We start from the raw sequence: 25625 nt of genomic DNA, 5'->3' as shown, positions 1-25625 counted from the left end.
TTCAAATCCGGCCGAAGCCGGTCGCCGCTTAGGGCTCGGATTGTTCACGGTCGACCAAAAAGTCATGTGCCGTATCGCGGAAATAGACCTCTGTGAATGTTGACCCATTTCGTTCGCAAACGTCCGGTGAGGTAGCCGCCGGCGGCGGCCGAGAGCCACTGAACGACGACTGGCCAGACCGCGGCACTCACCGCGAAGGCGGTGGCAGACGGCATCAACAGCAGCGAAATCGAGGAAGATACCGGCAGCGTATCAGGCCGTGCTTGAAGCAACTATCCACCAACAAGGCGGCCGCACCGATTGATGGAGTTTGGGTCAACCTGCCCGGGGATTTGGACCGGCGGAACGATGACGTGAAGGTTTCCGCCCGGTCCGGATCTTCAAGGCATTCCGGAAAGCCTCCGCTCCCACTTCGCAGCCATGTCTCGAAGGGCCGTTGGAGCTGATGGCGATCTTAGCCTGCCCGATTGTTAGACCGTATTTCTGGGCAAGCTCAACTGGTTCGTACGTATCGTTCCAGCTCTCGATCGGTTTGGTCATTTGCACTCCCTGGCAATAGGTCTTGGTCGCGCTCAACGTTCGTGGGACGTGGAGGTTCAACGGCAGGAGCGAAGTCCTTGCATTCGGGGAGGAGACGGACGCTGCGCCTCCAAAGAAGCGGCGCGAACGACTTTGTGTCGGGAGGCCTCCGGCTTACGGATATGAAGAGATTGCACTTATGCGATAAGTTCCCCAATAGCCCGGCCTCTCTGCAACCCAGATTGAGGGAACAGGCCCGGCTAGTCAGCCGTCTTGGGGGGATACGGCGCCTTCGTAGGGTGAATTGCCTGAAAGCAGGCGCCGGGCCGAGATCCTGTGGAGTTAACCGGTGGCGGTTCTGTAAAAGAAACCCCGCTTTCGCGGGGTTCTTCCGTCAGTGGACTGCCTTCTTTTTGGCGGCCGCCTTGCGCTGCCCTGACTTACCCTTTGAGGCAGAGTCTTTCGAGTGGGCTGACATCGCCGGTGCGGCACCGGCTTTCTTGGCAGCGGACGCTTTAACAGCGGCTTTCTTCGGAGCTGCATTCTTCGGCGCAGCGGCCTTTCTTGCACGCCCCTTTTTCGGCTCTTCCTTCGATGAGAAGATGCCGGTGATGCTTTCAATGATGGACATTGGCTGGCCCTCCGTTGAATTCGACAAACAATGCCGAGCGCCCAGAAATTGTTCCATGGGGCGGTCTCAACGTCGCCTCATTGGCCAGGCGGTTCGGGCCGGGCCAGCCCTGCCTTCATTGGTGATCGAGATCATCTATTGCAACGAATGCCGCGCCGCTGGCCGCGATGATCGGAACTTGCAGTTCACAAACCATGCTCTGACGCCGGAGCGGCGGAAGGGCTGGACGCCTTACCCAAATAGGCGAGTTTCCGCTCTTACAGAAGCGGGCGGCTTGGCTTCCTCGGTTCCGGCAGGCTGTTACAGGGATTTGCGGCCAACGCGGCTAAGCGCCAGTCCTTTTGGCACATCTCCCTTGCCAGTGACTCATTGCGATCATCATCAGCGGTCGCTCGACCTTCGCGGCAAGCAGATAGTCAGCTCTGTTCGTGCGGTAGTCTTCTTTTTTTGCAGTCATCGTTTCCTCCCGGATTCCGCAGGCATTGCCCTCCTTCTGGCCTGACGGCGGAACACACTAGCTGCTGATATATCGCGGGAGTCCACCAATTGAGGATTGTGTAGAACGATATATCCGGGGCAGCGGCTCAATCATAGGCAATTGGCTGCGTAGCCAATGAAGCTGATATGCCGCCGATCTTCCTCCAACACGCTGCCGGCTACTTTTCGTCCGCTACGGAACCTTTCCGCCCACAACTGCTTCCCTGTGATTGCTGGGAGGATGATCAATGGCAAATCTGGGCAGATTGGCTGTGGCCATATTAGGCGTGCTCGCCTACCAAAATCGCGACAAAATCGGGGAATTGCTGCGCGGGAGTCGCGATCCGAACAATCCGCAGGGCGGCATACTGGACCAACTATCCAAAGGCGTTTCCGGGACAGCGCTTGGCGATATCGTCGAGCGATTCAGGAATGCGGGAGCCGGGTCTAAGGTGGATTCCTGGGTCAGCCGCGGCCCGAACCAACCCATCGAGCCGAAAGAGGTCGAGACGGCGATCGACGATGAAACGCTGACTTCGCTTTCAATGCAGACCGGCTTGTCCCGGGATGAACTGATCGCCAGGATAACGCGTGATTTGCCTGAGGCGATCAACAAGTTGACTCCGAATGGCGAAATGCCCGCTGCAGGCTCGGAGGACATTACTCTTCTTGATCGGGTGCCGCCACGTACCGGGGCCTAGTCGGCCATTAGTCGAGGTGTGTCGTCCGAACTGCCTCCGCCACAGCGCACAGCCGCCCGCCAGGCGCCAAGCAGTGCTCACCAGAAGATGTACCAGGGGTCGCCCGGTATTCAAACCAGAACAACGTGTCGAGAAGGAAATCGACAGCACCGTAGCAGCCCGAGGGCGATTAGGCTGGAACACGAGGCGCATCTCGAAGTTCGGTGTCGGGCGGCCGATCCAACGTCCCTCAGATCGGCTCTCCATTCCTAGTGCCATGTCAGGCCCACCACTGTGCTCCGGTGGTGGGCTTTTCATTACATAAAGGGCCACTTTTGTGATCGACATTAGGCGCTAATCCAGGCTGCACAGTAACCCTTGATATTGAGAGCAATTCGAACGGCTAGCAGAGTAAAGGCCGTCTTGGTCGATCAGTCCTGTGTCACGAACATGGCCCCTCGACTTCGACGGCCCGCTGCTTGGAGGGATGTGGACACTTTCGCTTGGCGGCGGGCCAAATTACCTCACCCGACTCTGATGGAATGCGCTATGCACTTCCAGCCTTGTTGCCGGGGGGGGGGAATATTTTTGGGCATGGGTGATCCGAAGGAACACTACAAGGATGACTAAGGTGAAATTGGGCCGCAGCTAAACCTATGATCTGCACCGGCTCCGATTCTTTTGGTCGCTGTTTACTTGACGCTCGAGCCGCGCGCATTCCGAACACGAGATGGCGCGGCCCAGGCGAAGCGCTGAAGGAGCGCCAAAGCGGACTGGCACCAACAAAGTCGCCGAGAGTCTTCGCCCCGATACTGATGTCCGCTTCCGCTCCGCCTGGAGTTGAAAGCTGCTTGTCCGCTCCCGGCCCCAAAGACGACATGGCTGCTTTGCGCCCCATCTCGGCCATAGAGGTCGGCTTCGCAGCTTCCTCAAAGCGGACATTGCCGAGCGACTAGGAGGTGGTGGTGGTGTCGAAAACGACGATCAGCCGTTGTCTTGCGAAGCAGCCGTTGCCTAGTCCCAAGGATCGCCGACTGGCTCGATTTCGAGCAAGGTGGCGCCCCAATCGCCGGCCCAGGCGACGAGTTGGGATCAGGACCTCTCACCTTACATGACGCGGATCGCTTTGTACGGCGTCCTGCGGCGACTTGTGCCGGGCCAACGCAACCCGCGGGGCTGTCTTTCGCGATCCCGATGCGTTCCCGACTCGCTGTCATGCGCCAGCCCGACAGCGCTATTCCGGCAGGCCCGCCTTTCGCAAGCCTTCTACAAGCAGAGCCAAATCGGCCGGACGGCAGGTCGGCATGACATCGGCCAGATTGGAAATTCGTTGGCCGGGATTGAGGGCGAGAATTCGGCTCACCACCTTTTGCGCTTCCTCGGCTCGGCCAGCATGAGCATAGCTTGCAGCCGCATAGCGCAATGACCCCAAAAAGTCCGGCTTTTCCTGTAACGACCTTTCGGCCCAGGATGATGCCTCCTCAAATCGACCAGCGAAGAGATGAGCCACTGCAAGCGCATTCTGCATGTCGAACATGAGCGGGTCGACCGGGCTCATGCGTATCGCAGTCGCGAGGTGCTGGACGGCGGTTTCCGTATCGCCGAGGTCCGCCCTGACCCAGCCGCTGAATAGCCACGTAGTAGCCAGGTTCGGGTTGAGCGCAAGCGCGCGGTCAATGAACGCTGCCCCGCTATTGTTGTCGCCCACGACGAAGGCGAGTGCGGTACCGCCGAGTGAGAGCGCAACCGCGTCATCCTTGCCCAAATCCACTGCCTTCAGAGCCAGGCGTTCTGTTTCGACCGTTTCCTGCTCACGATCGGCCATCCAGCCATTCGCCTTGCGCATGACGGCACAGAACGCGGCCATGCCGTATGCCGAGGCGAATTCAGGGTCGAGTTCGATGGCTTTGTAAAACAACTTAAGGGCGTTTGCGGTAGATTCCCTGGTCAACTGATGGAGGCTTGCTATCCCGCGCAGATAGTAGTCGTAAGCGTCAAGATGCTCGGTCGGCTTGCGCTTGGCCCGCTCGATCTCTGCCTGTTCCAGCTTCGGAGCTATCGCTCCGACGACGCTCCGGGCCACTTCCTCCTGCAAGTCAAAAACGTCCTCCAGCCCGCCGTCGAAACGGTCGGCCCATAGATGTGCTCCCGTTGTCGCGTCGATAAGCTGCCCGGTGATACGAACTCTGTTCCGCGCTTTGCGCACGCTCCCTTCAAGAACGTAGCGCACACCAAGCTCGCGTCCGACCTGCTTGATGTCCACCGCCCGGCCCTTGTAGGTAAAGCTCGAGTTGCGCGCGATGACGAACAGCCAGCGCGTCCGGGATAGCGCGGTGATGATCTCTTCGACCATACCGTCAGCGAAGTAGCCCTGCTCGGGGTCGCCACTCATGTTGTCGAATGGCAAGACCGCGATGGACGGTTTTTCGGGAAGCGTCAGAGCAACCCTTGTGGAGGATAGCGAAGCGGGTTTCGCTCGACTGACCCGATAGGCTCGCACCGCCTCCACGATGTTGTGGACCTGATGGCTGCCGAGGTCGTTGTAGGCATAATCCAGTTTGCCTTTGACCTGCTCGTAGACGTTGCTCGCGATGCAGACGCCGCCAGGTTCTGCAAGCTTCTCGAGCCGCGCGGCGATGTTCACACCATCACCGTAAATCGTATCGTCCTGTACAATCACATCGCCCAAATTCACGCCCATGCGGAAAGTCATGCGCTTGTCTTCGGGCAAATTTGCATTGTGAGCCGCCAATCCCTCCTGGGCTTCGACCGCACACTGCACCGCGTGGACTGCGCTGGCGAATTCGACAAGAAGGCTGTCGCCAGCCGAACCGACGATGCGTCCGCGCGACTCTGTGATCTTGCGCTCGATCACTTCGGCGCGAAGCCTCTTCAGATGCGCAAGCGTACCAGCCTCGTCGGCTCCCATGAGACGGCTGTAGCCGACGACGTCGGCAGCAAGGATTGCGGTGAGGCGTCGCTCCATGCTCGTGTCCCGGCTCTCCCATAGATCGCTCCGACTGGCGAGCGTAGTCTAGTCCTACCTCCAATGCGAGCGTGCAGTGCCGGCGCCAATAACCGGCGAGCTCGCTAGAGGTCGCGTTTAGCCAGAGAGCCGCCGTTACGTATAGACGATCGGCATACTTGTCACTCAGGCAGCCCGACCTTGCCCTCCTGGCAGGACACATCGCCTTTGTGTCGCAGTTCAGACCCGAAGCGGCCCCAGGCGGAACGGAGCTAAATGCAGCAGCCCTCCTGAGTCTGTGCTATGTCAGATAGGGAAGGAGGGGCAAATGAGCGAGACCCGCAAGCTTGCGGCGATCCTGGCCGCCGATGTCGTGGGATACAGCCGACTGGCGGGCGTGGACGAAGATCGAACTCTCGCGCGCCTGCGGGCGCTCCGCAGCGATCTGGTTGATCCTACCATCGCGGTACACATCGGACGCGTGGTGAAACGCACCGGTGACGGAGCCCTTGTCGAGTTCCGTAGCGTGGTCGATGCCGTCCGATGCGCTATCGAAGTGCAGAATGCCATGCTTGAACGCAATGCCGGAGTGCCGCCTGATCGACGTATCGAGTTCCGGATCGGCATCCATATCGGCGACATAGTCGAGGAGAGCGACGGTGACCTAATGGGCGACGGCATCAACATTGCTGCTCGTCTGGAAGGTATCGCCGAACCTAACGGTATTTACCTGTCAGGTGCTGCATATGAGCAGGTGCGCGACAAGCTGAAGGAAGAATTCGAGGATCTCGGCGACAAAGAACTCAAAAACATTGCACGGCCGGTGCGAGTCTATCGCGTGGCCTTCGACCGTCACATCGCAAGCGTGTCGACAGTGCCCGATCTGTCCGGTGGAAGACTGGCGCCGCCCGACAAGCCGTCGATCGCCGTCCTGCCCTTCCAGAACATGAGCGGCGACCCCGAACAGGAATATTTTGGCGACGGCATCGCCGAGGACATCATTACGGCTCTGTCCAAGCTGCGGGGCTTCTTCGTCATCGCCCGCAATTCGACCTTCGCGTACAAGGGCAGGGCGCCGGATATCCGTCAGGTCGCGCGAGAGCTTGGTGTTCGCTATGTCCTTGAAGGCAGCGTCCGCAAGGGGGGTGAGCGATTGCGGGTAACTGGCCAGCTTATCGACTCGGCTAGCGGCAGTCACATATGGGCGGAGCGGTACGACCGCCCGGCCACGGACATTTTCGCTCTACAGGACGAGATCACGGCTAATGTCGTCGCAGCGATCGAGCCTCAGCTCTATGCAGCTGAGAACCTCCGTCTCCAGAGCAGGCCACCGGAAAGTCTCGATGCATGGGGCTGCGTGGTGAGGGCCATGCCCTTTATCTGGACCTGGGTATCTCAAGTCGACGACACCGGCATCAACCTACTGAAACGCGCCATTGAACTCGATCCAGGCTACGCGCGAGCGCATAGCCTGCTGGCCTGGATTTTCGCCACGCGGGTGACGCTTGGAAACATGGACTACGAGCGGGGCATGTCCCATGGTCTCGTTGTCGCACAACGAGCCATCGACCTGGATCCAGAAGACCCGTGGGCGCACATGGCGGCGGGCTACGTCTACACCCTCTCACGTCGTTTTGGACCGGCTGTCGAAGAGTTGAATGAGGCATTGCAGCGCAACCCAAGCTTCGCCTACGCGCGAGCTATTCTGGCCGTGGCGTATGGATATGCGGGACTTGCAGAGGAAGGCTATCGCCAACTCGAGATCGCTAGGCAATTGAGCCCCCGCGACTATTCTCAGGCCGCGAACTTCTCCATTGAAGGGCTGTGCCATTTGGTTGCTTACCGCTATGAAGAAGCAGTCACGGCCGAGCGACGCGCTGTCCAATTTCGGCCCGACTTCGGGTCTGCCTGGCGCACGCTCGCGGCTTCAGCGGGCCTCGCGGGCGATCTGGAAATCGCACGGGAGGCCCTTGCCGAATGCAGACGCCTGCAGCCGGGCATCAGCATCGCTTGGGTGGAGAAATACTATCCGCTGATCCGTGCGGAAGACCGCTCTAGGTATATTGAGGGCCTGCGCCGAGCGGGCCTGGAATAGTGCGGGCTGAAAATGCCAGCCGACAACCCCGCCGGTCTCGGTTAGGTGGAAAGGCGCGAAGGCGAAGGGTCGGCAAAAGACATCCTCCTCAGATACTTTGGTCCGATGGGATGGTGAGCATCCATTTGTAATGTCCGTCGTGGAAATCTGCTCAGCCGGAGTGACCCGCGATCTGGTTCGCCACTCAGAAACTGCTAATATGCGTTGGGCTCACCAATCGGTCAGCAACGCTCGGCGGGTTGATGGCGACAGGTGACGTCCAGGGGACGGCATGCGGATCGCAATGATGGGAGCGGGCGGCATTGGCGGATATATTGGCGCGAGGCTAGCCCAGGCAGGGGGCGACGTGAGCTTCATTGCTCGCGGAGCGCACCTTGCGGCAATGCTCCAGACTGGTCTGAGGATCCAGAGCGACCTCGGCAGCTTTGTTCTTGCTCGTGTGTCCGCGAGCGAAGCGGCGGTTGATATCGCGCCTGTCGATCTGGTGATTTTCGCTGTCAAGCTCTACGACAGCGAGGAGGCGGCTGCATCTATCGCACCCCTCGTGGGCGTCAACACGCGCGTCGTTACGCTGCAAAACGGCATCGACAGCGTCGAGATCCTTAGTCGTCACCTGCCGCGCGACCAGGTGATCGGCGGCGCCACTTATCTCTCCGGCTTCATAAGCAAGCCAGGAGAGGTAGTCCATTCCGGCGGGCTGCCTCATATCCTGGTCGGCGGCCAACATGATCCGGTCATCGCGCAATTGCGGGAGTTGTGTGATCGCGCCATCGGGCTCGAGCTCAAACCAGTCGCAGACATCGACGAAGTGCTTTGGGAGAAGTTTGTAACGCTTTGTGCCTTCTCGGGAGGGACATCGCTGATGCGCTCCGGCATCGGTCCGATCCTGGCCGATCCGGAATCGCGCATCTTCATTGAACAGTTGCGCGATGAGGGGATGGCGGTAGCCGCAGCGGCCGGCCATCCAATGGCCGACGGGTTCCCGGGCCGCGTCGAGACAAGGTGGTCCGCGTTTCCTCCGCATGTGAAATCCTCGATGGCCAACGATCTCGAAAGAGGAAAACCTATCGAGGTCGCTTGGCTTTCCGGGCGCATGCATCAACTGGGAATGAAATTGGGTGTCGCCACGCCAGGTCACACGGCGGTGTTTCGCGCGCTGCATCTGCATGCACTGGGGACCGAACGCAAGAATTCCATTCCGTGAATCGTTGTCTAAGCGTTTTATGGAAGGACGTAATGGGCAAAACTTGGAGTACCGCTCAGCTCAGCAACGAATTGGTCGCCCTTTGGCGGACGGGAGGGCAGGTCGAGCCGTTCTCCCGACGCTTTGCCCAATTCGATCTCGCTGCCGCCTATGATGTCGTGGCGGAAGTCGCACGATTGAGACGAAAGCTTGGAGAGCGCACTGTCGGACGCAAGATCGGTTTCACAAATCGGTCGATCTGGGGTCAGCTTGGCATCGCCGCTCCGATCTGGAACTTTATTTATGACACGACCGTCAGTGACACTGTCGCGCACCAGTCCATCAATCTTCACGGAATGCCAGAACCTCGGATCGAACCGGAAATGGTCCTTCACCTCGCGTCGGCTCCAATTCCAGGCATGTCAACAGATGATCTTGTGGAATGTATCGATTGGGTGGCGCCAGCTTTCGAGATCGTCTTTTCAATCTTCGCGAACTGGAAGTTCACAGCAGCGGACGCGGCAGCCGCATACGGAGTTCATGGCGCTCTTATACTGGGCGAACGCCTTCATCTGACTGGCTCCCAACCTGAGCGAGAGGAACAGCTTCATTCGTTCACAGTCGAGTTGGGAAACGAGGGCGGCGACCTAAGACACGGGCGCGCGACTGATGTCCTTGGCGGGCCTTTGGAAGCTCTGCAATTTCTAACAGAAGAAATCGGGCATCGCCCGGAATGCGAACCGCTGCGGCCAGGGGAACTTGTCACCACAGGAACGCTGACCGAGGCAATGCCTGTCAAGGCAGGGGACGTATGGAGCGCAAGGTTTGGCGGAATTCCCGTGTCGCCCATAACGTTGAGAATCAAATAGCTCAGACCGATCACTCCAGGCTACTTCTCCGTCTGACCTCTCTTGCGGACCAGGAGGAGAGTCGTTCGCCTGATACGCAAGACCTGCCCGATTTATAGTCTTGCCGGCCGAAGACAGATTGTTCGTTTCCGGCCCATTTCCCTGACGATCCCGCTCAGTCACATTGTGACATCGAATTCCTTGCCGATGAGTTCGATGGCTTTAGCAACTCGTTGTTCTCCGCCGAAGATCGGCCCGCCCCGGACCGACGCGGCGGGATTACGTCGGGACCAGCGCGCGCTGCTCGTCAGAAGCTTGCGCGGCTGATATCGCCACCAACAGCGTAGCGGCCACCAATCACAAACTGCTCGGCACTCACGGCGATGTGCTTGGTCGCCGCGCGAACGTCCCGTTCGCGCCTCTCGAAGGGCTGGGACTCGGCAAGGGCCCGAGCTCCGATCAGATCGTTCACCCGCAGTACGACGCTCACTGCGACTTCGGCGGCGTGAGAACAGGCAAGCCGGTAGTTGATCCGCGCCGCAACCAGATCAGAGCCCTCGCGTTCGACGGAGGCGCACAAGGCCGACATGGCTGACCGCATGTAGGCGCCAGCCGCCCTGCACTGCGAAAGGCAGCGCCCGATCTCTGCGTGTGTCAGTTCGCGTTCTGCGATGGGGACGGTCATTCCCTGACGACGGTGGCCGGAGCTTGACGAGATGAGCGCGTCGATTGCGCCCTTCGCGATCCCAAGCGGCACTGTGGCAACAGTCCAGACAAAGGCGGATATGCCGGGAAGGCGATAGACGACACCGGCGTGGGTGGGAGTTGGCTGAAAGTCGCAAACGAATTCGGCTGGCAAGAACACGTTGTCTGCCTCGAAGTCCCAGCTTCCGGTGCCTCTCATCCCTGACACATGCCATTTGTCGATCAGATTGACCGCCTCTCGGGGCAAGAACGCTAGAACCATCCGCCCGCTGCCTTCGTTCACCTCACAAAGCGGGGCGAAGGTCGTGGCGTGTGGCGCGCCGCTGGCAAAAGGCCACCGGCCTGTGATGCGGTATCCACCCTCAACTCGGACCGCCTTGCCAATCGCGCCTGTGCTTGAGGCAACGAAGGCCGACGGTTTCCCGAACACCTTCTTGGCGGCCTCCAACGGCAGATAGCCGCCAGCACGCGAAATGCCGCCTCCGTTTCCGACGAGCCACCCGATTGTTCCATCGACTGCCGCGGCATGCTCGACCACGGTCATAAAGTCGAGGGGCGAAAGCTCGCATCCGCCCAGCTGTGCTGGCAGCAGAAGGCGGAAGAACCCCGCTTCGCTCAAGGCAGCAAAAACCTCGTCCGACAGCCTTCGATCCGCATCAAAGTGGCCGGATTGCTCTGTCAGCAAAGGGCGGATCTGCTCGAACCTTTCGATCATGGTTGCAGCGGTCGATACCGGTCCGTCCAGCATGAAATAGTCTCCTTCCAGAATGCCGGAATGATCGGACTCGATGAGATGTGGGGCAACAGCAAAGAATTTGGGGCAAGGTGAGTACAATTCATCTAGAATTCAACGCATGCACCGCCTTCCGCCTCTTCGAGAGCTTCAGGCCTTCGAATCCGCGGCCCGCCTTCTGAGCTTCAGGAAGGCGGCCGAGGAACTGTCTGTCACACCTACAGCCGTCAGCCACCAGATACGGCTACTGGAACGCTATTGCGGCCAGTCACTTTTTCAGCGCCAGCCGAGGCCGTTGCAGCTCACCACTGCGGGCGCACAGCTTCTACCGGTTGTTCGGGACGCCTTTCTGTCGATCTCGGACGAGCTTGCCCGCCTTACCCCGGGCAATCCTATCGGCCATCTTCGGGTGACGGCAACCAGCGCCTTCGCCGCGCGCTGGCTGCTGCCGCGCTTGGAAAGCTGGCGAGCGGAAGCGCCGGGATCGACGCTCGAGCTTGTGGGAACGGATACGGTACTAAACCTTCGCACGGGCGAAGTTGACGTTGCGATCCGTTACGCGCGGCAATCTCCGACCGACGGAGTCGCGGTGGAGCTACTTCGCGATACGTTCCACGTCGTTGCGGCGCCGTCGATTCTTCAGCAAGGCGTCCGCATGATCGAGCCTCAGGCGATCCTCGATCTGCCGCGTGTCGAGGTCGGCTGGCCCCTAACCGACGTAGGTGCGCCCACCTGGCGTCACTGGGAGACTGCGGCCCGAGCGGCGGGCCACCGAATTAGCGGCATCGTCCGGCCACCGCAACTGAAATTCCACGAAGAGCACCACGGGATCGAAGCGATCGTGGCCGGACAGGGTCTTGGGCTGTGTAGTGACGTGCTCGTTGCAAGGGAGCTTCGCGATGGCCGTCTTTTGCGAGTCAGCGATATCGTTCTGCCGGGCTACGGCTTTTACTTTGTCTATCGGGCCGGGCACCCGAGGCGCGGGGCCCTGGAAGCCCTGCTTCGCTGGATGCAGCGACAAGCTTCCGCGTGAAGCCGATTATCAAAGATGCGCGTGCGCCGGCTCCCATGACCTCAATTGACACTTGGCGCCGGCCCCGATTGGCAGGAATGCCGCAGCTGTGCGGCAGTGTCTGGATCTGACGACTAGATCGCCGGTCGAAGTGTCGGCTTTCTGGCTCTCTGTGTCGAAAGAGGACGGTCACCTCTCGGCTCCAAATCGGCCAGTCAGCAATGCGCCTCATTTTGGTCGTGGAGGTCGCCATTGCCATCCGCTGAAAGCGGACAATGGCTTCGGAGCCTCGTCATCTCTCCTGCGCCAATTGCGGTAATCGCGCCAGCACATAAAGTCTTTGGTCTCTGGCCACCGTCGATTCTCGGCACGGGATGCGAGAGACCGGGGCTTCCTAGAAACAGGTAGAGGCCGTAAGCCAGTGCCGCCCTTAAGCCGGCGCTATTTCGCCGCTACTATCATCCAGCCCTGCCGGCGCGATAACTACATTGTCCAGCGGCGCCGAGAGCGTCCAGCGCAGAAAGCCGGACTGTCGTTCTAACGAGGCGCTGCCGGAGAGGCTGGTGGGTACGACCCGCTGCAGCACGATACTGCCGAAGCCCAGATGCGGCTCGTCCTTGAGTGGCTCCGCGGCCCGCGCCGTTCGCTCTTCCCAGACCAGCTCGAACTCGCCGCACCCTTCCGCATCAGTCGGCACCCGCCAGCTGACCCGGATTGTGCCTTTATCGCCCGAAAGCGCCCCATATTTGGTGGCGTTGGTGCCGAGCTCGTGCAGCGCCATGCCGATATTCTGGACGGCGTTGAGGCGCAGCGTCAGCTCCGGCCCCGACAGTTCCACGCGCTCCTCATGCGCGAAGGGCTTCAGGTGCTCGCGCACCAGGTCGGACATGCTGGCGCCGCGCCAGTCGTTCACTACCAGAAGGTCGTGCGAGCGCGACAGCGCCATGATGCGCTCGCGGATCTGGTGCTCGAACAGGCGCGGGTCGTTCGCCCGCTTGGCCGTCTCGCGGATCATCGACAGGATCACCGCATACTGGTTCTTCACACGGTGGTTCACCTCGCGCATCAGAAGCCGGATGTGCTGGTCGCTGGCGCGCCTTGCCGTGACGTCGGCTGCCATGCCGAACCATTCCAGGATCGCCCCGTCGTCGTCGAGGATCGGGATCGCCCGCGACAGCGTCCAGCCGGCGCTCCCGTCGGCGCGCCGCACCCGGTGTTCCAGCTCGAACACCGAGCGCTCGGCGATCGCCCGGTCGATCGCGGCCTGGACGGCGGGTATATCCTCGGGAAATAGATAGGCGTCACGCCAGCGGACCGTCGGCCTTTCGGCAGCCGACACGAAACCGTGGCCTTCCAGCTCATGCATCTCCTGCCAGTCCGCGCTCATCCGGTAGATCATGTCGGAGCTGGCGTCGACCAGCGCCCGGAACCGCTGCTCGCTCTCGCGCAGTCGCGTCGCAGCCAGCACCCGCGCCGTGGTCTCCGAGACGATGCACAGCACTGCCTCGACCAAGCCGTCCTGCGCCCGCACCGCCGAATAGGAAACGTCGAAGTATACCGTCTCGCCCACCCCACCCGAGCGCTCGATGTAGAAAGGCCGGTCCTTGGCCGAGAACGTCTTGCCGGTGGTGAGCACGCCGCTGAGCAGCGGCTCGAGATCGTCCCACAGCTCCGCCCAGTTCTCCCGCGCCGGCCGGCCGAGCGCCCGCGGATGCTTGTCGCCAATGGTCGGCGCGTAGGCGTCGTTGTAAAGCGCAACGAAGTCCGGCCCGCAGAACAGCACGATCTGGGCCTCGGAAGCCAGCAGCAGATCGACCGTGGTGCGCAGGCTGGGCGTCCACCTCTGAGGCGGGCCGAGCGGGCTCGAGTCCCACACGTAATTGCGGATCAATCCGGCGACCTCGCCATTGCCGGTAGGCCAGGATGCTGAGCTGGAACCCGTTGCCATGGGCGCATAAACGCGCGAAGTTGCTAAAATTTCCGTGCTCTGCGACAAAATTCTGTTGGCGGTGGGGCTGGGTCGCGCGGCGGGGCCTCCGCCGGTCGTTCCCCCAAGCGATCTCACGGACCCTGCTAGCGGGGCGCACGATTATCTCCTCAGTACAATGATCCAACCATCGATCCTGAGCGTACGAGCGACGACCATTAAGTGCTGGATTCGAAATTTGGGCGATGACGCGGGGGCGGTATAGTCAAGAGAGCGACATGAAGCGCGGACGGTTGCCTGGGTGGTCCAGGGTTGCCATCGCCACACTTCCGGTGGTTGCGGCCTCAATTCTGGGGCAGTTGGCGACTTATCCCAACCTCGCCTCCTGGTACGCTGGACTTGCTAAGCCATGGTTCAACCCTCCGAATTGGGTTTTCGCCCCGGTGTGGACGATCTTGTACGTGTTGATGGCCTGTTCGGTTTGGCGCATCCTGAAACTCGGGAGGAGGCACGGTGAACGTCGGACCGGGCTGCTTCTCTTTTTCACTCAGCTCGCACTGAACGCCTTATGGTCCTGGCTATTTTTTGGGTTCCATAGTCCCTTCGCTGGCCTGCTTAACATCTTGCCACAGTGGCTATTGATCATGGGGACGACAATCTGCTTCCGCAAAATCGATCTTGTGGCGGCTATATGTCTGGTGCCGCTGGCTGTTTGGGTTGCGTTTGCGTCCGTACTTAACTTTGAAATTTGGCGCCTGAATCTTTGATACGAAACAATGTGTTCCCCATTCGAAAACGTTACACGCGTTCCATTATGCGCTTTCAGGCCCTCGCCATGAATCTCGTTAAATAGAATATCAGCCCCGCTGCTTGCGTTCGGCGAAGGTTTGGCCATCCAAAATTCAGCCTGAACCTGGGACTGGCCATGATTGATCAACCTCGAAAACGAACAGTCCCACGTCGATCATCTCGTTTTTGAACCCGACCTCGCAATAGGCGAGGTAATATTCCCACATGCGGCGGAAACGGTGGTCGAAACCGAGGGCCAGAACGGCAGCCGAGTTCTGTCGAAAGCGACTGTGCCATTCAGCAAGCGTGCGTGCATAGCTCTCCCCGAAAAATTCTGACGATGCGAGTTTCAAGCCCGCGGCTCGGGCGTGCGCAACGATCAGCGCCTTGGTGGGCAGCATGCCGCCCGGAAAGATATAGCGCTGAATGAAGTCTGGGTTCCTGCGATAGCTCTCGAAGCGGTTGTCGTCGATGCTGATCACCTGCAGCACCGCCTTGCCGTCGGGTTTCAGCAATCGCCGCAGCTTGTCGAAATAGACCGGCCAGTACTGCTCTCCCACCGCTTCAAGCATCTCGATGGAGACGATGCCGTCGAATGCGTCGCCGCAATCGCGGTAGTCCTGCAGCTCCAACTTGACTTGGTCGTGAACGCCGCTCTTCTCAGCGACGTCCCTGGCACAGGCAAGTTGCTCTGTTGAGAGGGTGATGCCCTTGACGCTGGCGCCCGCCTTGGCGAGCCGCGCGGCAAGCGCACCCCAGCCGCATCCGATCTCAAGGATCTCAGCGCCCGCAGGCGCCCCCAGCAGCTCTGCGACACGGTCGAGTTTATTCTCCTGCGCCTCTTCCAGCGTGTCGGTGTTGGCCCGGTAGAGCGCCGATGAATAGGTCATGCTCGGATCGAGCCACAGGCGGTAGAATTCGTTGCCGAGGTCGTAGTGGAAGGCGATGTTGCGCCGACTGCCGCGACGGCTGTTGGCTCGGAGAAGATGACGTGCGCGGTTGAACAGGCGGACGGGCAGCAGGCCGGTGATGGCATGCTCGACCTCGGCTATGTTGACCGCGACGAGTTCGAGGAGTGCCGGCAGGTCAGGGCTTGACCAGTCGCCGTCCATGTAAGCCTCGGCAAAGGCGATATCGCCGCCCGCCAGCAGACGTCGCAATGCTCGCCAGCGATAGAGCACGACCGTCGCTTCAGGGCCGGGCCTGCCTGTCTGATGGTCCAGCGTCGCGCCGTTCGGCATGCGCACGGCGATCTTACCGACCTTTAGGCGGCCGAGCAGCCGATTGAGAATCGGGCCAACCACTATGCCGGACCACGGATCGGCTTTCGCCCTGCTTTCAGTATCCAGCGACATCAGGCTCGGTCTCTCTCGGTATCAGGCAAGGCGACATGGGTGACGGGATGACGAGGTGGGGCAGGGCGCTGTTGGAGCCGTACGCCTTTTGCCCATAGCAGCAGCGCCTCCCAATGGATGCCGGCGATCACCTTCAGCGTCAGCAGCGGATAGGACAGGAACGCGCGCATGAGCACGGCATCGGTTAGGTCACGGCGCTTTCCGGAGAAGCTGGCCACGATCAGCGGCCCTTCGCCATCGCTGCCTGTGATGTGGATGGCGACGCTCTCGCCCGGGAGGCCGATCCGGAATCGATAGCCCATTCCCATTGCGATGAAAGGCGAAACGTAGAAGCGTTTGTCGCAACGCTGCCTGACGGTGCCGTCATGCGCCTCGCCGACGGGGATGAGGTAGCTGTGGCGTTGGCCGAAGGTGTTGTTGACCTCGTAGAGAATCGCCTGCAGGTCGCCGTGCCGATTGTAACAGAAATAGAGGCTGAGCGGATTGAAGGCGTAGCCGAGCATGCGCGGCATGGAGAGCAACTGGATCGCACCGCCACTCGCGATGCCCGCCGCCTCAAGCTGACGTTCGACGTAGGCCTTCAGCGATCCGCCGGCCCCGTCGCCGTGATCCGCATCGGCAAAGCCGAACAGATTGAACCGGTTGTGCGACAACAGGTGAAGCCTCTTGCTCAAAACGCCGATCTCGTCGAGGTCGAGCAGAAGGAAGAACATGCGATAAGACAGCCGATGGCGCCGCGGTTTAAGCCGCTGGTGCATGACCTTGCCGGCATAGAGGGCTGACCGCATTTTCGGCATCACGCTGCCGCGAGGTTGTGCCGCGTTGCGGAGCTACTGATGTGGATACGGCCAGATTCATTGGTTACGCTCCAGGGCCGGCGCACGCCGCCCAACGCCTCGGCAACGGCAAGGCCGGCCTGCAGGCCATCTTCGTGAAAACCAGCGCCGAAGTAGGCGCCGCAGAACCAGGTCTTGCGGCTGCCCTGCAGGGACCACAGCTTCTGCTGTGCACGGATCGCGGCGGCATCGAAGATCGGGTGTTCGTAGATTTCGCGATGCCGAACCATGTTGATCTCCGGTTCCACGACGGGATTGAGGGTAACGAAGAGCTGTTCGTCGTCGGGCAGGGATTGCAGCCTGTTCATCCAGTACGTAACCGATAGCTTTCGGGTTTCACCTTGGGTTTCGGTCAGATAGTTCCAGCTCGACCAGGCGCGCTTGCGGCGTGGCATCAGACGCGGGTCCGCGTGCAACACCGCTTCGTTGCGGCTGTATCCGAAACTGCCGAGCAGCCGCCCTTCCTCGTGGCTCGGATCGGACAGCATGCGCAGCGCCTGGTCGGCGTGCGTGGCGACCACGATATGGTCGAAACGCTGCACGACGCCCTCCATATCGGTGATCCAGACCGCATCGCCGCTCCTGGCGATTGAGCGCACGCCGCGCCCGACAAACGCGCGGCCGGCCAGGCTCTTGGCCAGCCGCTCGACATATTTGCGGCTGCCGCCATCGACCGTGCGCCAGATCGGCCGTCCTACCAATTTCAACAGGCCATGGTTCTCGCAGAAGCGGATGAAGGCGGCGGCCGGATAGCTGCCTACCTTCAGCGCCGGTGTCGACCATATCGCCGCCGCCATCGGGTAGAGGTGATCTTCGCGAAATGCCGCGCCATAACCCTTGGCGTCGAGATATTCAGTCAGGCTGACCTCGCCGATGCGCGCGATGTCGTGGGGCGCCTCGCGATAAAAGCGCAGCAGCTCTTTCAGCATTTGCCAGAAGCGCAGCCGGCCGACATTGGACGGTTGCGCGAGCAGCCCGCCAAGCCCGCTTCCTGAATATTCCAGGCGCCCGCTATCCAGCGAGACGGCAAAGGACATGTCGGAGGCCTTGCTGCGCACGCCGAGATGATCGAACAAAGCCGTCAGGTTGGGGTAGGTGACTTCGTTGTAGACGATGAAGCCGGTGTCGACTGGCATGCCGCCGGCGTCGACAGTGTTGCTGTGGCCGCCGAGACGTCGGTCCGCCTCGAACAGCGAGACCCTGTGGCGGGTCGAAAGCAGCCATGCCGCGGACAACCCGGAAATGCCGCTGCCGACGACGGCAATTTCCATCGGCTTGTCCGCTTCGAAATGCATGCCCTCGGCCCTCAGATTCGCTATGGAAGGGTGCGCCTTCCTCCCCTAATTTCGATTTTTACGCAGCGGTGCGTGTTGTGGATCACCGTCTTCGGCAGCCGTTGCGCGGCTTGTGATCCGAAAAGGGTTGCCGCGCGTAGAAGGACGTATGAATGCATCGGGACATTATTTCATTGCCGACAAAGCCATCCTCGCCTTCGATCCTGCGAAGACCGGATTGGCGATGACCGTGCGCGCGGATCAAGAACTTCTGTCGCCGCTGGAAGCGAGCCGTTTGCTGATGGCAGTTGCGGCAAAGCGCGACCGCGCAGCCTTCGCGGTTTTGTTCGACTTCTATGCGCCGCGGCTTAAGGCCTTCCTCAGGCGCAGCGGAATGACGGCGTCTGTCGCCGAGGACGTCGCGCAGGAAACCATGCTGCTGGTCTGGAAGAAGGCGTCCTACTTCGATCCTGCGCGTGCTGGGGCATCTACCTGGATATTCACAATCGCCCGAAATGCGCGGATCGACCGGCTGCGCCGTGACGGCAGGTCCGCGGCGATTACTGAGGCTTTCGACCCCTCCGACGTACCGGACGATCCGGTTTCGGGCGAGCAGATGATAATCGCGGCGGAGAGGGAGGAGCGGGTGCGAACCGCAATTGCGCAGCTGCCGCCCGAACAGGCCGACATCTTGAAGAAATCCTTCTTCGGCGAGGAAACCCAATCAGAGATCGCTTACACCTCCGGCATCCCACTCGGCACTGTCAAATCGCGCGTGAGGCTGGCGCTTGGCCGGCTGCGCCAAATCCTGGACGACCTCAAATGATCAAGCATCATCCAAGTGATGAGACGCTGTTCCGCTACGCCAACGGCTCGCTGGAACCTGGCCCGTCTATTGTGGTAGCGGTCCATGTCGGTGGCTGCGCGGCCTGCTGCTCTCGCATAGGCGAGTACGAAGCCGTGGGCGGGTCGTTGCTGCATGACATCGAGCCGGAACCTGTGGAAACCGGCGCCCTAGATCGCGTGATGGCGGTGATCGACGTCAACGAGGCTGGTCGTGGCGCAGCGGCGCCAAGGCATAGGTTGCCGCGGGCAGATATCGGCATCCGTTTGCCCCAGGTGCTGGACGATTGCGGGATCGGCCCATGGCGCTGGATCGGCCCTGGCGTGCGCTGGAGCCGCGTGACGCTGCCCGATGATGACAGCGCCAACGTCATGCTCCTGAAGGTTACTGCCGGTCGCAGGCTCCCGGAACACACCCATGTTGGCTTGGAATACACCCACGTGCTCAAAGGGGCTTTCCACGATGCGCGCGGCCGCTACGGCCCTGGGGATCTCGACGAGGCCGATGATGACGTCCAGCACCAGCCGATCGTGGAAGAGGACGGCGAATGCATCTGCATTGCCGCGGTCGAGGGCCGCACGAAGCTGCGCGGTTTCTTTGGCAGGCTGATCCAGCCTCTGTTCGGCGGTTGAACGTCATAGATGGGCATCGTCGCAGCCATCGTCGTTGCCTTGGTCGGTCTTGCCTTGACCATGGCTGTGGCGTGGCTGATCGCGATCCGCACCGGCAGGTCTGGTTGGGTCGATGCGATCTGGTCGTTCGCGGTCGGAATCTTCGGCGCCTATGCGGCGCTCTTCGCCACCGCTGAAGCCGACAATGAGTGGCGTCAATGGCTTGTCGCCATCCTTGCGCTCGCTTGGTCGCTCCGGCTTGGTCTGCATATTGCGATGCGCACCATTGGCGATGGCCGTGACGACCCGCGTTATAGTCAACTCAAGCAGGAGTGGGGTGCTGCCTTTGCATCCCGGCTGTTCTGGTTTCTCCAGATTCAGGCGGCGGCTGCCTTCCTGCTGGTGATGGCGATCATGGCCGCGGCTCACAATCCGGCGCCGGAACTTGGTTTCAGCGACCTGACCGGCATTGTGATCATACTGGTGGCTGTCGGCGGCGAGGCGCTCGCGGATCGTCAACTGAAGGCCTTTCGCACCGATCCGGCTAACAAGGGGAAGGTCTGCGATATCGGCCTGTGGGGCCTGTCCAGGCATCCGAACTACTTCTTCGAATGGCTGGGCTGGATCGCTTACGCCGCAATCGCGGTCGGTACCCAGCCAGTCTATCCCTGGGGCTTTGCCGCGCTTGCCGGGCCGGTGCTGATGTACTGGCTGCTGGTCCATGTCTCGGGCATCCCGCCGCTCGAAGCACATATGCTGCGCTCGCGCGGCGATCAGTTCCGGCGCTACCAGGCGTGCGTCAACGCCTTCTGGCCGGGTGCGCCGAAAGCGGCAACCATCAGGGCAGGGAGATGACCGTGAGCCTGATCTCAACCGCCATCCGCGCCGTCGAGCGCGCGCCGATCCCCGATAGCGCCACGCGTTACGGCATCGGCGTCTTGGTGGGAAAGACGCGCCGGCGGCTGGCAAGGGCAGGCGCTATCGAGGAGAAACGCTTTGCCAGCGACATGGTGGGGTTTTCCATCGCCGAACACACGGTGGCCGCTAACGAGCAGCACTATGAACTTCCGTGCGAATTCTTTGCGCTGACGCTCGGCCCCAACCGCAAATATTCCTGCTGCCTCTATCTGAGTGGAAACGAGAGCTTGGCCGAGGCCGAGATCGCCGCGCTGGAGCAGACCGTCGAGCATGCCGAACTTCGTGACGGGCAGTCCATTCTCGAGCTGGGCTGCGGCTGGGGCTCGCTGACGCTCTTGATGGCGCAGCGTTTTCCGGCGGCCCGTATCGTCGCGGTATCTAATTCCGCGCCGCAGCGCCTGCATATCGAGCGCGAAGCTGCTGCGCGTGGCCTGAGCAACGTCAAAGTGATAACTGCCGACATGAACGCCTTCGAACCGCAAGGCCGGTTCGACCGGGTGGTGTCGGTCGAGATGTTCGAGCATATGTCCAACTGGCGCGACCTGCTGGCGCGCATCCGCGGCTGGCTGGAACCGGAAGGCAGGCTTTTTGTCCACGTCTTCAGCCACTGCCACAGTCCCTACCGTTTCGACCATCGCGATGACGCGGACTGGATCGCGCAGCATTTCTTCACTGGCGGCATCATGCCGAGTCACGGGTTAATCGGGCATTTTCCTGACTGCTTCAGTGTAGAGCGCGACTGGCGCTGGAGCGGCGTGCACTATGCGCGCACGGCGCGGCAATGGCTGGAGCGCTTCGACGAGAACCGTGGGCGCATCGACCAAATCCTCGCCGATATCTACGGATCAGATGCAGCGCTATGGCGCCGGCGCTGGCGGCTGTTCTATCTAGCTACCGAAGGCCTGTTCGGCCATGCTGGCGGAAAGGAATGGGGCGTCAGCCACTATCTGCTGCGGCCGGCCGGCTAACATGGATGACCTTCGGCGACTGTGGCGCCGGGTCTCCGCTTATGCGGCGCATGACGATCCTCTGACCAGCGCGGCCAACTGGATCGCGCTGGTCGTCGCCTGGAACCAGCCCTTCTATCCACTGTATCTCTGGACCGCTGTCGGAACGGACAAGATCGCGCCGTCTTTTCTCACCTTCTTCTCTACGCCCTTCTTCCTCGCCGTTCCGGCCGTCGCAAAACGCCATCCGCTCGCCGCGCGCGTCATGCTAGCTTTGACGGGCGTTGCAAACGGCATCGTAAGCACCAAGGCGTTCGGTGTCGGCTCGGGCGTGGAGATATTCCTGCTTCCATGCGCGCTGATCGGCGCCGCGCTGTTCAGGCCCTCGGAGCGGGCGATCGGGCTCGTTGTCATAGCGCTGAGCGCCGCGGCCCATTTCATCCCGGCCCGCTTCTTCGGCGAGCCGCTGGCCGGCTACACCGCGGCCGACAACAGCGCCATGGTCGGCCTCAATGCCATGAGCGCCGCGACACTGATCGTCTTCATCGGCCTGTTGTTGTCCGGCGTGATGGCCGCCTCGGAACAGCGTGGTGGTCAGGCGCCTCGAAGAAAGTAGCGCGTCAGCAAGAACCCCACACCGGCGGCGACCGCGCTGAGCAGCGAACCCCAGCAGATATCGGCCACCGTGATGATCGTCGGCCAGCCGCGGATCGTGGCTTGATTGGTGAGGTCATAAGTGGCGTATGCGAAGAACCCATAGAGCGCTCCATTGAGCGCGGCGGTTGTCCATTTTCCAGTCGAGAACGCCGGCGTGGTCGCAAAGAAGATGATGCCCGCGATGTAGATCAGGTAAAACAGTGCTGCGGGTGGAGGATTGAAGCTGTCGACGAGTATGTCGCCGAGATAGCGGCGGTAGAGGCGCTGCGACATGGTCATCAACCAAAACGCATCGATGGCCAGGAATGTGACAAGGGTGGTCACGTAAGCGACGGCGTATGGCATCACGAAACCTTCCTGTCGCCGGTTGAAACTCTGGCCCCATCCTTTATGGACTGATAGAGGATCAATGCCCTGTCTCGTGCAGCGCCGTGGTCTACGATCGGCTTTGGGTAAGTCTTGCCAAGCTCGATGTTGCTGTCTTTCAGCAGCGCTGCCGGAGCTTCCCATGGCCGATGGACATAGCGGTCGGGCAACGCGCCGATTTCCGGGATGTGGCGACGGACATATTCGCCCCGAGGGTCGAATTTTTCGCCCTGCAGGACGGGGTTGAAAATGCGAAAATACGGCGCGGCATCGGCTCCGGATCCGGCCACCCACTGCCAGCTTGCCGCGTTGTTGGCGGCATCCGCGTCGACCAGCGTGTCCCAGAACCACTTTTCACCTTGCCGCCAGTCGATCATCAGATCCTTGATGAGAAAGGACGCTACGATCATGCGCACGCGATTGTGCATCCAGCCCGTGTGCCACAACTCGCGCATGCCGGCATCGACAATCGGGTAGCCCGTTAGGCCGCGCTGCCAACTCCGAAGCATCCGCTTGTCGTCTCGCCAAGGCATCGCATCGAATTCCGGCCGGAAGTTGGATTTGGCAAGATCGGCATTGTGAAACAGCAGATGATAGGAGAATTCTCTCCAGCCGATCTCCGAGCGGAACTTCGAAGCGCCCGAGCTTTTCGACCTGCGCAGGTGGGCCAAGATCTGAAATGGCGTAATCTCGCCGAATGCCAGGTGCGGAGATAACCGAGATGTTGATAGCTGGCTCGGAAAGTCGCGTTGGCGCTCATAGTGAGCCAGACCATACTCGATGAACTCGCGAAGCCTGGCATGCGCGCCTTCCTCTCCGGGTCTCCAGGTTTCGCGCAAACCATGTGCCCAGTTGGGATTGGTCGGCAGCAGCTCAAGCGCGTTCAAGCGCAGATTGTCCAGTTCCCCTCGCCATCCGTCGATCGATCCCGGAGGATCAATGGGATCGCGAACATGCGCCTTGTCCACCATCGCCTTCCAGAATGGAGTATAGACTTTGTAGAACCCGCCTGAACCGGTCTTGAGAAGCGAAGGTTCATGCAACAGCGCGCCGTCGAAGCTCTGTGCCGTCAGGCCTTTTTTGCGTAGCTCTGCCTTCAGTCCGGCATCGACCGCCGCATCTGCCGGGTCGTACCGCCGGTTCCAGAACACGCAATCCGCGCCGCTCGCGGCAATCGCCTTGGCGACAACCTCGCAGGTCGGTCCGCGGGTCAGGTGGAGCCTGGCGCCAGCGTGCCCAAGCCGATGGTCGAGAGCTGCGAGCGAATGATGTAGCCACCAGCGGCTGGCCGCACCCATAGCCCGGGTATCGTCGGCTTCTTCGTCGAGGACATACAGCGCCACGACCGGAGCGCCGCGATCGGCCGCTGCTGCGAGCGCGGCGTTGTCACCCACGCGAAGATCGCGCCGGAACAACACAATAGTGGGCGCGTGGGTTTCTCCCCTCATTGCCTCTCGCCGGTCATTTCGCCGGCGTCCAGCGCACGTTTCTGCAAATCAGGCCGGCGGCTACGCAGCCCCGCGTGGTCAGGCCGCCATTCGTGACCTTCAACGTCATCGAATAGGTGCTGTTTCGTTTAGGGTCGTAAGCTTTACCTGCCAAAGTGCCTTGTGACGTCGGTTTCAACGTCATGATGAGCTTGTCGCCGGCCTGCTCGCCCTTGCTGGTGTCACGGATCCACAAATTGGTTGCGCACAATTGTTGTCCGCATGGCGCGATCGAGACCTTCGCGTTGCCGTCGTCGCGGATCCATGTGCCGCGGCTGTCCGAGAATGCATCGGCTCGGGCAGCCGATGCCACTAACATGGCACATAGGAATGCTATCGTTCCTTGCATCGTCCCGTTTTCCCGCTTGCTCCTAGCTCTGTTGGTTTTACGGCACGGAGGCAGATTTGGATCATCGCGGCGCAAAGCCGGGCGCCACAGGGAGGTGGCGTCAGCATGGAATGTTACCGCTTGATGCCATTCGATATGCAGCCAGTCTCCCCAGTGGCTGCCCTTCTGCTCTCGGTACCCACTCCAACCGAGTAAGTGCGTAGGCATTCCTCCCGTGGCCAATCATGGCCCGAAGGAGAAACGAAATGGGACACTCTTGCTACGACCTGACCACCTCCGATCGCCGGGCATGGAATGCAGGCAAGAAAGTCGGAACGAAACGCCCGCTGAAACCTCGACAGATATGGGCGATACGCTTCTTTCTCGATCGAGAGCGGCGTCTGCGAGACAGAGCGCTCTTCGATCTGGCCATCGACAGCAAGTTGCGCGGCTGCGACCTGGTGAAGATCAGGATCGGCACCTTGGTTCTCGGACCGGAAATTCGAACTCGCGCGATGGTCGTGCAGCAGAAGACAGGCAGACCGGTTCAGTTCGAGTTGATGAGCGATGCACGCTCCAGTCTTCTCGCATGGCTCGAGAGGCGAGGCGGCACGGTCGACGATTATGCGTTCCCGAGCAGGATCGACCCAAAGCGTCACATGAGCACGAGGCAGTATGCTCGCCTCGTGGACGAATGGGTTGAGGCGATCGGACTTCGACCTCAGGAATACGGCACGCATTCGCTGCGGCGCACCAAAGCGTCGATCATTTACAAGACGACGGGTAACCTCCGCGCTGTTCAGATTCTGCTGGGCCACACCAAAATCGAGAACACAGTCCGGTATCTCGGCGTCGACGTCGAAGATGCCCTCGAACTTGCCGAGGCTACGGAAGTCTAACCAGACGCGGCTCCATTTCCGAGCGGAGCCGCGGATGCTAAGCGCCTCGTCTCAGACGTACGGGCTGGCATCACTCTGGCCCAGAAGCAGACCTTGGCGCGACGACGCTCAACTCCGATACGCGGCTGCGGCCGCCCCGCGTTAAACTGGGTGTCCTTCGATAAGGAAATTTCACCCTCTGGTCGCGAAATAGAAAATACAATCTCTACAGGTGAACTGGACTTATGCTTGATGAGCGGCCTGCGCGCGGCTGGCGCCACTGGTAGGAAAATGATTTGCCTCATTGAGCAGGATGGACATGGCTGCCGAAATCCCCGACCGCATCAAAGTCCTGTGGTTCCTGCCGACCCATGGCGACAGTCGCTATCTTGGCACCTCGGAAGGGGGCCGGGCGGTCGACCTGTCTTATCTGACGCAAGTGGCGCAGGCGGCCGACACGCTTGGCTATTACGGCGTGCTCCTGCCGACGGGCAGGTCCTGCGAGGATTCCTGGGTGATCGCGTCGGCCCTGGCGCCGCTGACAGAGCGGTTGCGTTTCC

At 60.9% G+C, this 25625-nt stretch carries 23 protein-coding genes; 13 read left to right on the top strand and 10 right to left on the bottom strand.

Translation table 11 applies throughout. The annotated features are described in order from the left end of the window. Positions 1-913 precede the first annotated feature (913 nt). Positions 914-1150, bottom strand: coding sequence for a hypothetical protein (locus tag E5X34_RS30970; RefSeq protein ID WP_127249884.1), 237 nt, complete (start codon positions 1148-1150; stop codon positions 914-916). A 725-nt stretch (positions 1151-1875) separates the two neighbouring features. On the opposite strand from E5X34_RS30970, the gene E5X34_RS30965 reads away from it, so the two are divergent. Then, positions 1876-2328 (top strand): YidB family protein, encoded by a 453-nt coding sequence (locus E5X34_RS30965; protein WP_292572895.1) that lies wholly within the window; start codon positions 1876-1878, stop codon positions 2326-2328. A gap of 1213 nt (positions 2329-3541) precedes the next feature. Here the strand turns inward: E5X34_RS30965 and E5X34_RS30960 are convergent. Further along, positions 3542-5293 (bottom strand): adenylate/guanylate cyclase domain-containing protein, encoded by a 1752-nt coding sequence (locus E5X34_RS30960; RefSeq protein WP_292572892.1) that lies wholly within the window; start codon positions 5291-5293, stop codon positions 3542-3544. Between the two features lie 307 nt (positions 5294-5600). Here E5X34_RS30960 and E5X34_RS30955 point away from each other — a divergent pair, with 307 nt between their 5' ends. The 3 genes from E5X34_RS30955 to E5X34_RS30945 all read left to right on the top strand — a co-directional run bounded on the left by E5X34_RS30955 (position 5601) and on the right by E5X34_RS30945 (position 9419). After that, positions 5601-7367, top strand: a complete 1767-nt coding sequence (locus E5X34_RS30955) for an adenylate/guanylate cyclase domain-containing protein (RefSeq protein WP_292572888.1) — start codon at positions 5601-5603, stop codon at positions 7365-7367. A gap of 271 nt (positions 7368-7638) precedes the next feature. Beyond that, the gene (locus E5X34_RS30950; protein WP_292572885.1) at positions 7639-8571 is read left to right on the top strand and encodes a ketopantoate reductase family protein; all 933 of its coding nucleotides are present in this window, start codon (positions 7639-7641) and stop codon (positions 8569-8571) included. 32 nt (positions 8572-8603) lie between these two features. Further along, positions 8604-9419, top strand: a complete 816-nt coding sequence (locus E5X34_RS30945) for a fumarylacetoacetate hydrolase family protein (RefSeq protein WP_292572882.1) — start codon at positions 8604-8606, stop codon at positions 9417-9419. Positions 9420-9705: 286 nt separating this feature from the next. Here the strand turns inward: E5X34_RS30945 and E5X34_RS30940 are convergent, their stop codons facing one another. Continuing rightward, positions 9706-10851 carry an acyl-CoA dehydrogenase family protein gene (locus E5X34_RS30940; protein WP_292572878.1) on the bottom strand — a complete coding sequence of 382 codons (1146 nt, stop codon included), beginning with the start codon at positions 10849-10851 and terminating at the stop codon, positions 9706-9708. Positions 10852-10957: 106 nt separating this feature from the next. Here E5X34_RS30940 and E5X34_RS30935 point away from each other — a divergent pair, with 106 nt between their 5' ends. Then, entirely contained in the window at positions 10958-11869 is a 912-nt protein-coding gene (locus tag E5X34_RS30935) for a LysR substrate-binding domain-containing protein (RefSeq protein ID WP_292572875.1), read from the top strand. A 409-nt stretch (positions 11870-12278) separates the two neighbouring features. Here E5X34_RS30935 and E5X34_RS30930 read toward each other — a convergent pair whose 3' ends face one another. Next, positions 12279-13739 carry an HWE histidine kinase domain-containing protein gene (locus E5X34_RS30930; protein WP_292572872.1) on the bottom strand — a complete coding sequence of 487 codons (1461 nt, stop codon included), beginning with the start codon at positions 13737-13739 and terminating at the stop codon, positions 12279-12281. A 314-nt stretch (positions 13740-14053) separates the two neighbouring features. Between E5X34_RS30930 and E5X34_RS30925 the strand changes: the two genes are divergently transcribed. After that, entirely contained in the window at positions 14054-14542 is a 489-nt protein-coding gene (locus E5X34_RS30925) for a TspO/MBR family protein (protein WP_292572869.1), read from the top strand. Positions 14543-14677: 135 nt separating this feature from the next. On the opposite strand, the gene E5X34_RS30920 is transcribed toward E5X34_RS30925, so the two are convergent. Genes E5X34_RS30920 through E5X34_RS30910 form a run of 3 tightly spaced genes read right to left on the bottom strand, consistent with a single transcriptional unit; the run spans position 14678 to position 18050 of the window. Next, positions 14678-15919, bottom strand: coding sequence for a cyclopropane-fatty-acyl-phospholipid synthase family protein (locus tag E5X34_RS30920; protein WP_292572866.1), 1242 nt, complete (start codon positions 15917-15919; stop codon positions 14678-14680). After that, positions 15919-16716 carry a DUF1365 domain-containing protein gene (locus tag E5X34_RS30915; RefSeq protein ID WP_292572863.1) on the bottom strand — a complete coding sequence of 266 codons (798 nt, stop codon included), beginning with the start codon at positions 16714-16716 and terminating at the stop codon, positions 15919-15921. Before E5X34_RS30915 ends, E5X34_RS30920 begins: the two co-directional genes overlap by 1 nt. Continuing rightward, positions 16716-18050: an NAD(P)/FAD-dependent oxidoreductase gene (locus E5X34_RS30910; protein WP_292572860.1), complete on the bottom strand. Its 1335-nt coding sequence runs from the start codon at positions 18048-18050 to the stop codon at positions 16716-16718. Before E5X34_RS30910 ends, E5X34_RS30915 begins: the two co-directional genes overlap by 1 nt. Before the next feature lie 148 nt (positions 18051-18198). On the opposite strand from E5X34_RS30910, the gene E5X34_RS30905 reads away from it, so the two are divergent. From E5X34_RS30905 to E5X34_RS30885, 5 genes are read left to right on the top strand one after another with little or no spacing between them, the layout of a single operon-like run. Beyond that, positions 18199-18855 (top strand): sigma-70 family RNA polymerase sigma factor, encoded by a 657-nt coding sequence (locus E5X34_RS30905; protein WP_292572857.1) that lies wholly within the window; start codon positions 18199-18201, stop codon positions 18853-18855. Then, on the top strand, positions 18852-19505 hold the full coding sequence (locus tag E5X34_RS30900; protein ID WP_292572853.1) for a ChrR family anti-sigma-E factor: 654 nt from the start codon (positions 18852-18854) through the stop codon (positions 19503-19505). Before E5X34_RS30905 ends, E5X34_RS30900 begins: the two co-directional genes overlap by 4 nt. 9 nt (positions 19506-19514) lie before the next feature. After that, positions 19515-20339 (top strand): DUF1295 domain-containing protein, encoded by an 825-nt coding sequence (locus tag E5X34_RS30895; RefSeq protein ID WP_292572849.1) that lies wholly within the window; start codon positions 19515-19517, stop codon positions 20337-20339. A 2-nt stretch (positions 20340-20341) separates the two neighbouring features. Next, positions 20342-21370, top strand: a complete 1029-nt coding sequence (locus E5X34_RS30890; RefSeq protein WP_292572846.1) for a cyclopropane-fatty-acyl-phospholipid synthase family protein — start codon at positions 20342-20344, stop codon at positions 21368-21370. A gap of 1 nt (position 21371) precedes the next feature. Beyond that, complete coding sequence (locus E5X34_RS30885) at positions 21372-21965, top strand: hypothetical protein (protein WP_292572843.1); 594 nt, start codon at positions 21372-21374, stop codon at positions 21963-21965. Here the strand turns inward: E5X34_RS30885 and E5X34_RS30880 are convergent. Genes E5X34_RS30880 through E5X34_RS30870 form a run of 3 tightly spaced genes read right to left on the bottom strand, consistent with a single transcriptional unit; the run spans position 21944 to position 24208 of the window. After that, complete coding sequence (locus tag E5X34_RS30880) at positions 21944-22354, bottom strand: DUF2177 family protein (RefSeq protein ID WP_292572840.1); 411 nt, start codon at positions 22352-22354, stop codon at positions 21944-21946. The two genes, E5X34_RS30885 and E5X34_RS30880, sit on opposite strands and share 22 nt — an antisense overlap. Further along, the gene (locus E5X34_RS30875) at positions 22351-23820 is read right to left on the bottom strand and encodes a deoxyribodipyrimidine photo-lyase (protein ID WP_292572837.1); all 1470 of its coding nucleotides are present in this window, start codon (positions 23818-23820) and stop codon (positions 22351-22353) included. Before E5X34_RS30875 ends, E5X34_RS30880 begins: the two co-directional genes overlap by 4 nt. Before the next feature lie 13 nt (positions 23821-23833). Continuing rightward, the gene (locus tag E5X34_RS30870; protein ID WP_292572834.1) at positions 23834-24208 is read right to left on the bottom strand and encodes a DUF2147 domain-containing protein; all 375 of its coding nucleotides are present in this window, start codon (positions 24206-24208) and stop codon (positions 23834-23836) included. A 245-nt stretch (positions 24209-24453) separates the two neighbouring features. On the opposite strand from E5X34_RS30870, the gene E5X34_RS30865 reads away from it, so the two are divergent. Further along, complete coding sequence (locus E5X34_RS30865; protein ID WP_292572830.1) at positions 24454-25086, top strand: tyrosine-type recombinase/integrase; 633 nt, start codon at positions 24454-24456, stop codon at positions 25084-25086. Positions 25087-25384: 298 nt separating this feature from the next. Further along, positions 25385-25625: LLM class flavin-dependent oxidoreductase (locus tag E5X34_RS30860; RefSeq protein ID WP_292572827.1), on the top strand; the 241-nt coding region annotated here is incomplete at its 3' end.

The organism is Mesorhizobium sp. (genome assembly GCF_004963255.1).
Taxonomy (GTDB): domain Bacteria; phylum Pseudomonadota; class Alphaproteobacteria; order Rhizobiales; family Rhizobiaceae; genus Mesorhizobium.
Note: the sequence above shows the minus strand (reverse complement) of the source record. Positions and strands in the feature narration are given on the sequence as shown.

Excerpts from the sequence above, each read along its gene's own strand:
- E5X34_RS30915 (WP_292572863.1), bottom strand. The coding sequence starts at position 16,716 with ATGCCGAAAATGCGGTCAGCCCTCTATGCCGGCAAGGTCATGCACCAG.
- E5X34_RS30920 (WP_292572866.1), bottom strand. The coding sequence starts at position 15,919 with ATGTCGCTGGATACTGAAAGCAGGGCGAAAGCCGATCCGTGGTCCGGC.
- E5X34_RS30945 (WP_292572882.1), top strand. The coding sequence starts at position 8,604 with ATGGGCAAAACTTGGAGTACCGCTCAGCTCAGCAACGAATTGGTCGCC.
- E5X34_RS30940 (WP_292572878.1), bottom strand. The coding sequence starts at position 10,851 with ATGCTGGACGGACCGGTATCGACCGCTGCAACCATGATCGAAAGGTTC.
- E5X34_RS30935 (WP_292572875.1), top strand. The coding sequence starts at position 10,958 with ATGCACCGCCTTCCGCCTCTTCGAGAGCTTCAGGCCTTCGAATCCGCG.
- E5X34_RS30870 (WP_292572834.1), bottom strand. The coding sequence starts at position 24,208 with ATGCAAGGAACGATAGCATTCCTATGTGCCATGTTAGTGGCATCGGCT.
- E5X34_RS30955 (WP_292572888.1), top strand. The coding sequence starts at position 5,601 with ATGAGCGAGACCCGCAAGCTTGCGGCGATCCTGGCCGCCGATGTCGTG.
- E5X34_RS30885 (WP_292572843.1), top strand. The coding sequence starts at position 21,372 with ATGGATGACCTTCGGCGACTGTGGCGCCGGGTCTCCGCTTATGCGGCG.
- E5X34_RS30865 (WP_292572830.1), top strand. The coding sequence starts at position 24,454 with ATGGGACACTCTTGCTACGACCTGACCACCTCCGATCGCCGGGCATGG.
- E5X34_RS30925 (WP_292572869.1), top strand. The coding sequence starts at position 14,054 with ATGAAGCGCGGACGGTTGCCTGGGTGGTCCAGGGTTGCCATCGCCACA.
- E5X34_RS30960 (WP_292572892.1), bottom strand. The coding sequence starts at position 5,293 with ATGGAGCGACGCCTCACCGCAATCCTTGCTGCCGACGTCGTCGGCTAC.
- E5X34_RS30970 (WP_127249884.1), bottom strand. The coding sequence starts at position 1,150 with ATGTCCATCATTGAAAGCATCACCGGCATCTTCTCATCGAAGGAAGAG.
- E5X34_RS30875 (WP_292572837.1), bottom strand. The coding sequence starts at position 23,820 with ATGAGGGGAGAAACCCACGCGCCCACTATTGTGTTGTTCCGGCGCGAT.
- E5X34_RS30910 (WP_292572860.1), bottom strand. The coding sequence starts at position 18,050 with ATGCATTTCGAAGCGGACAAGCCGATGGAAATTGCCGTCGTCGGCAGC.
- E5X34_RS30950 (WP_292572885.1), top strand. The coding sequence starts at position 7,639 with ATGCGGATCGCAATGATGGGAGCGGGCGGCATTGGCGGATATATTGGC.
- E5X34_RS30895 (WP_292572849.1), top strand. The coding sequence starts at position 19,515 with ATGGGCATCGTCGCAGCCATCGTCGTTGCCTTGGTCGGTCTTGCCTTG.
- E5X34_RS30905 (WP_292572857.1), top strand. The coding sequence starts at position 18,199 with ATGAATGCATCGGGACATTATTTCATTGCCGACAAAGCCATCCTCGCC.
- E5X34_RS30965 (WP_292572895.1), top strand. The coding sequence starts at position 1,876 with ATGGCAAATCTGGGCAGATTGGCTGTGGCCATATTAGGCGTGCTCGCC.
- E5X34_RS30900 (WP_292572853.1), top strand. The coding sequence starts at position 18,852 with ATGATCAAGCATCATCCAAGTGATGAGACGCTGTTCCGCTACGCCAAC.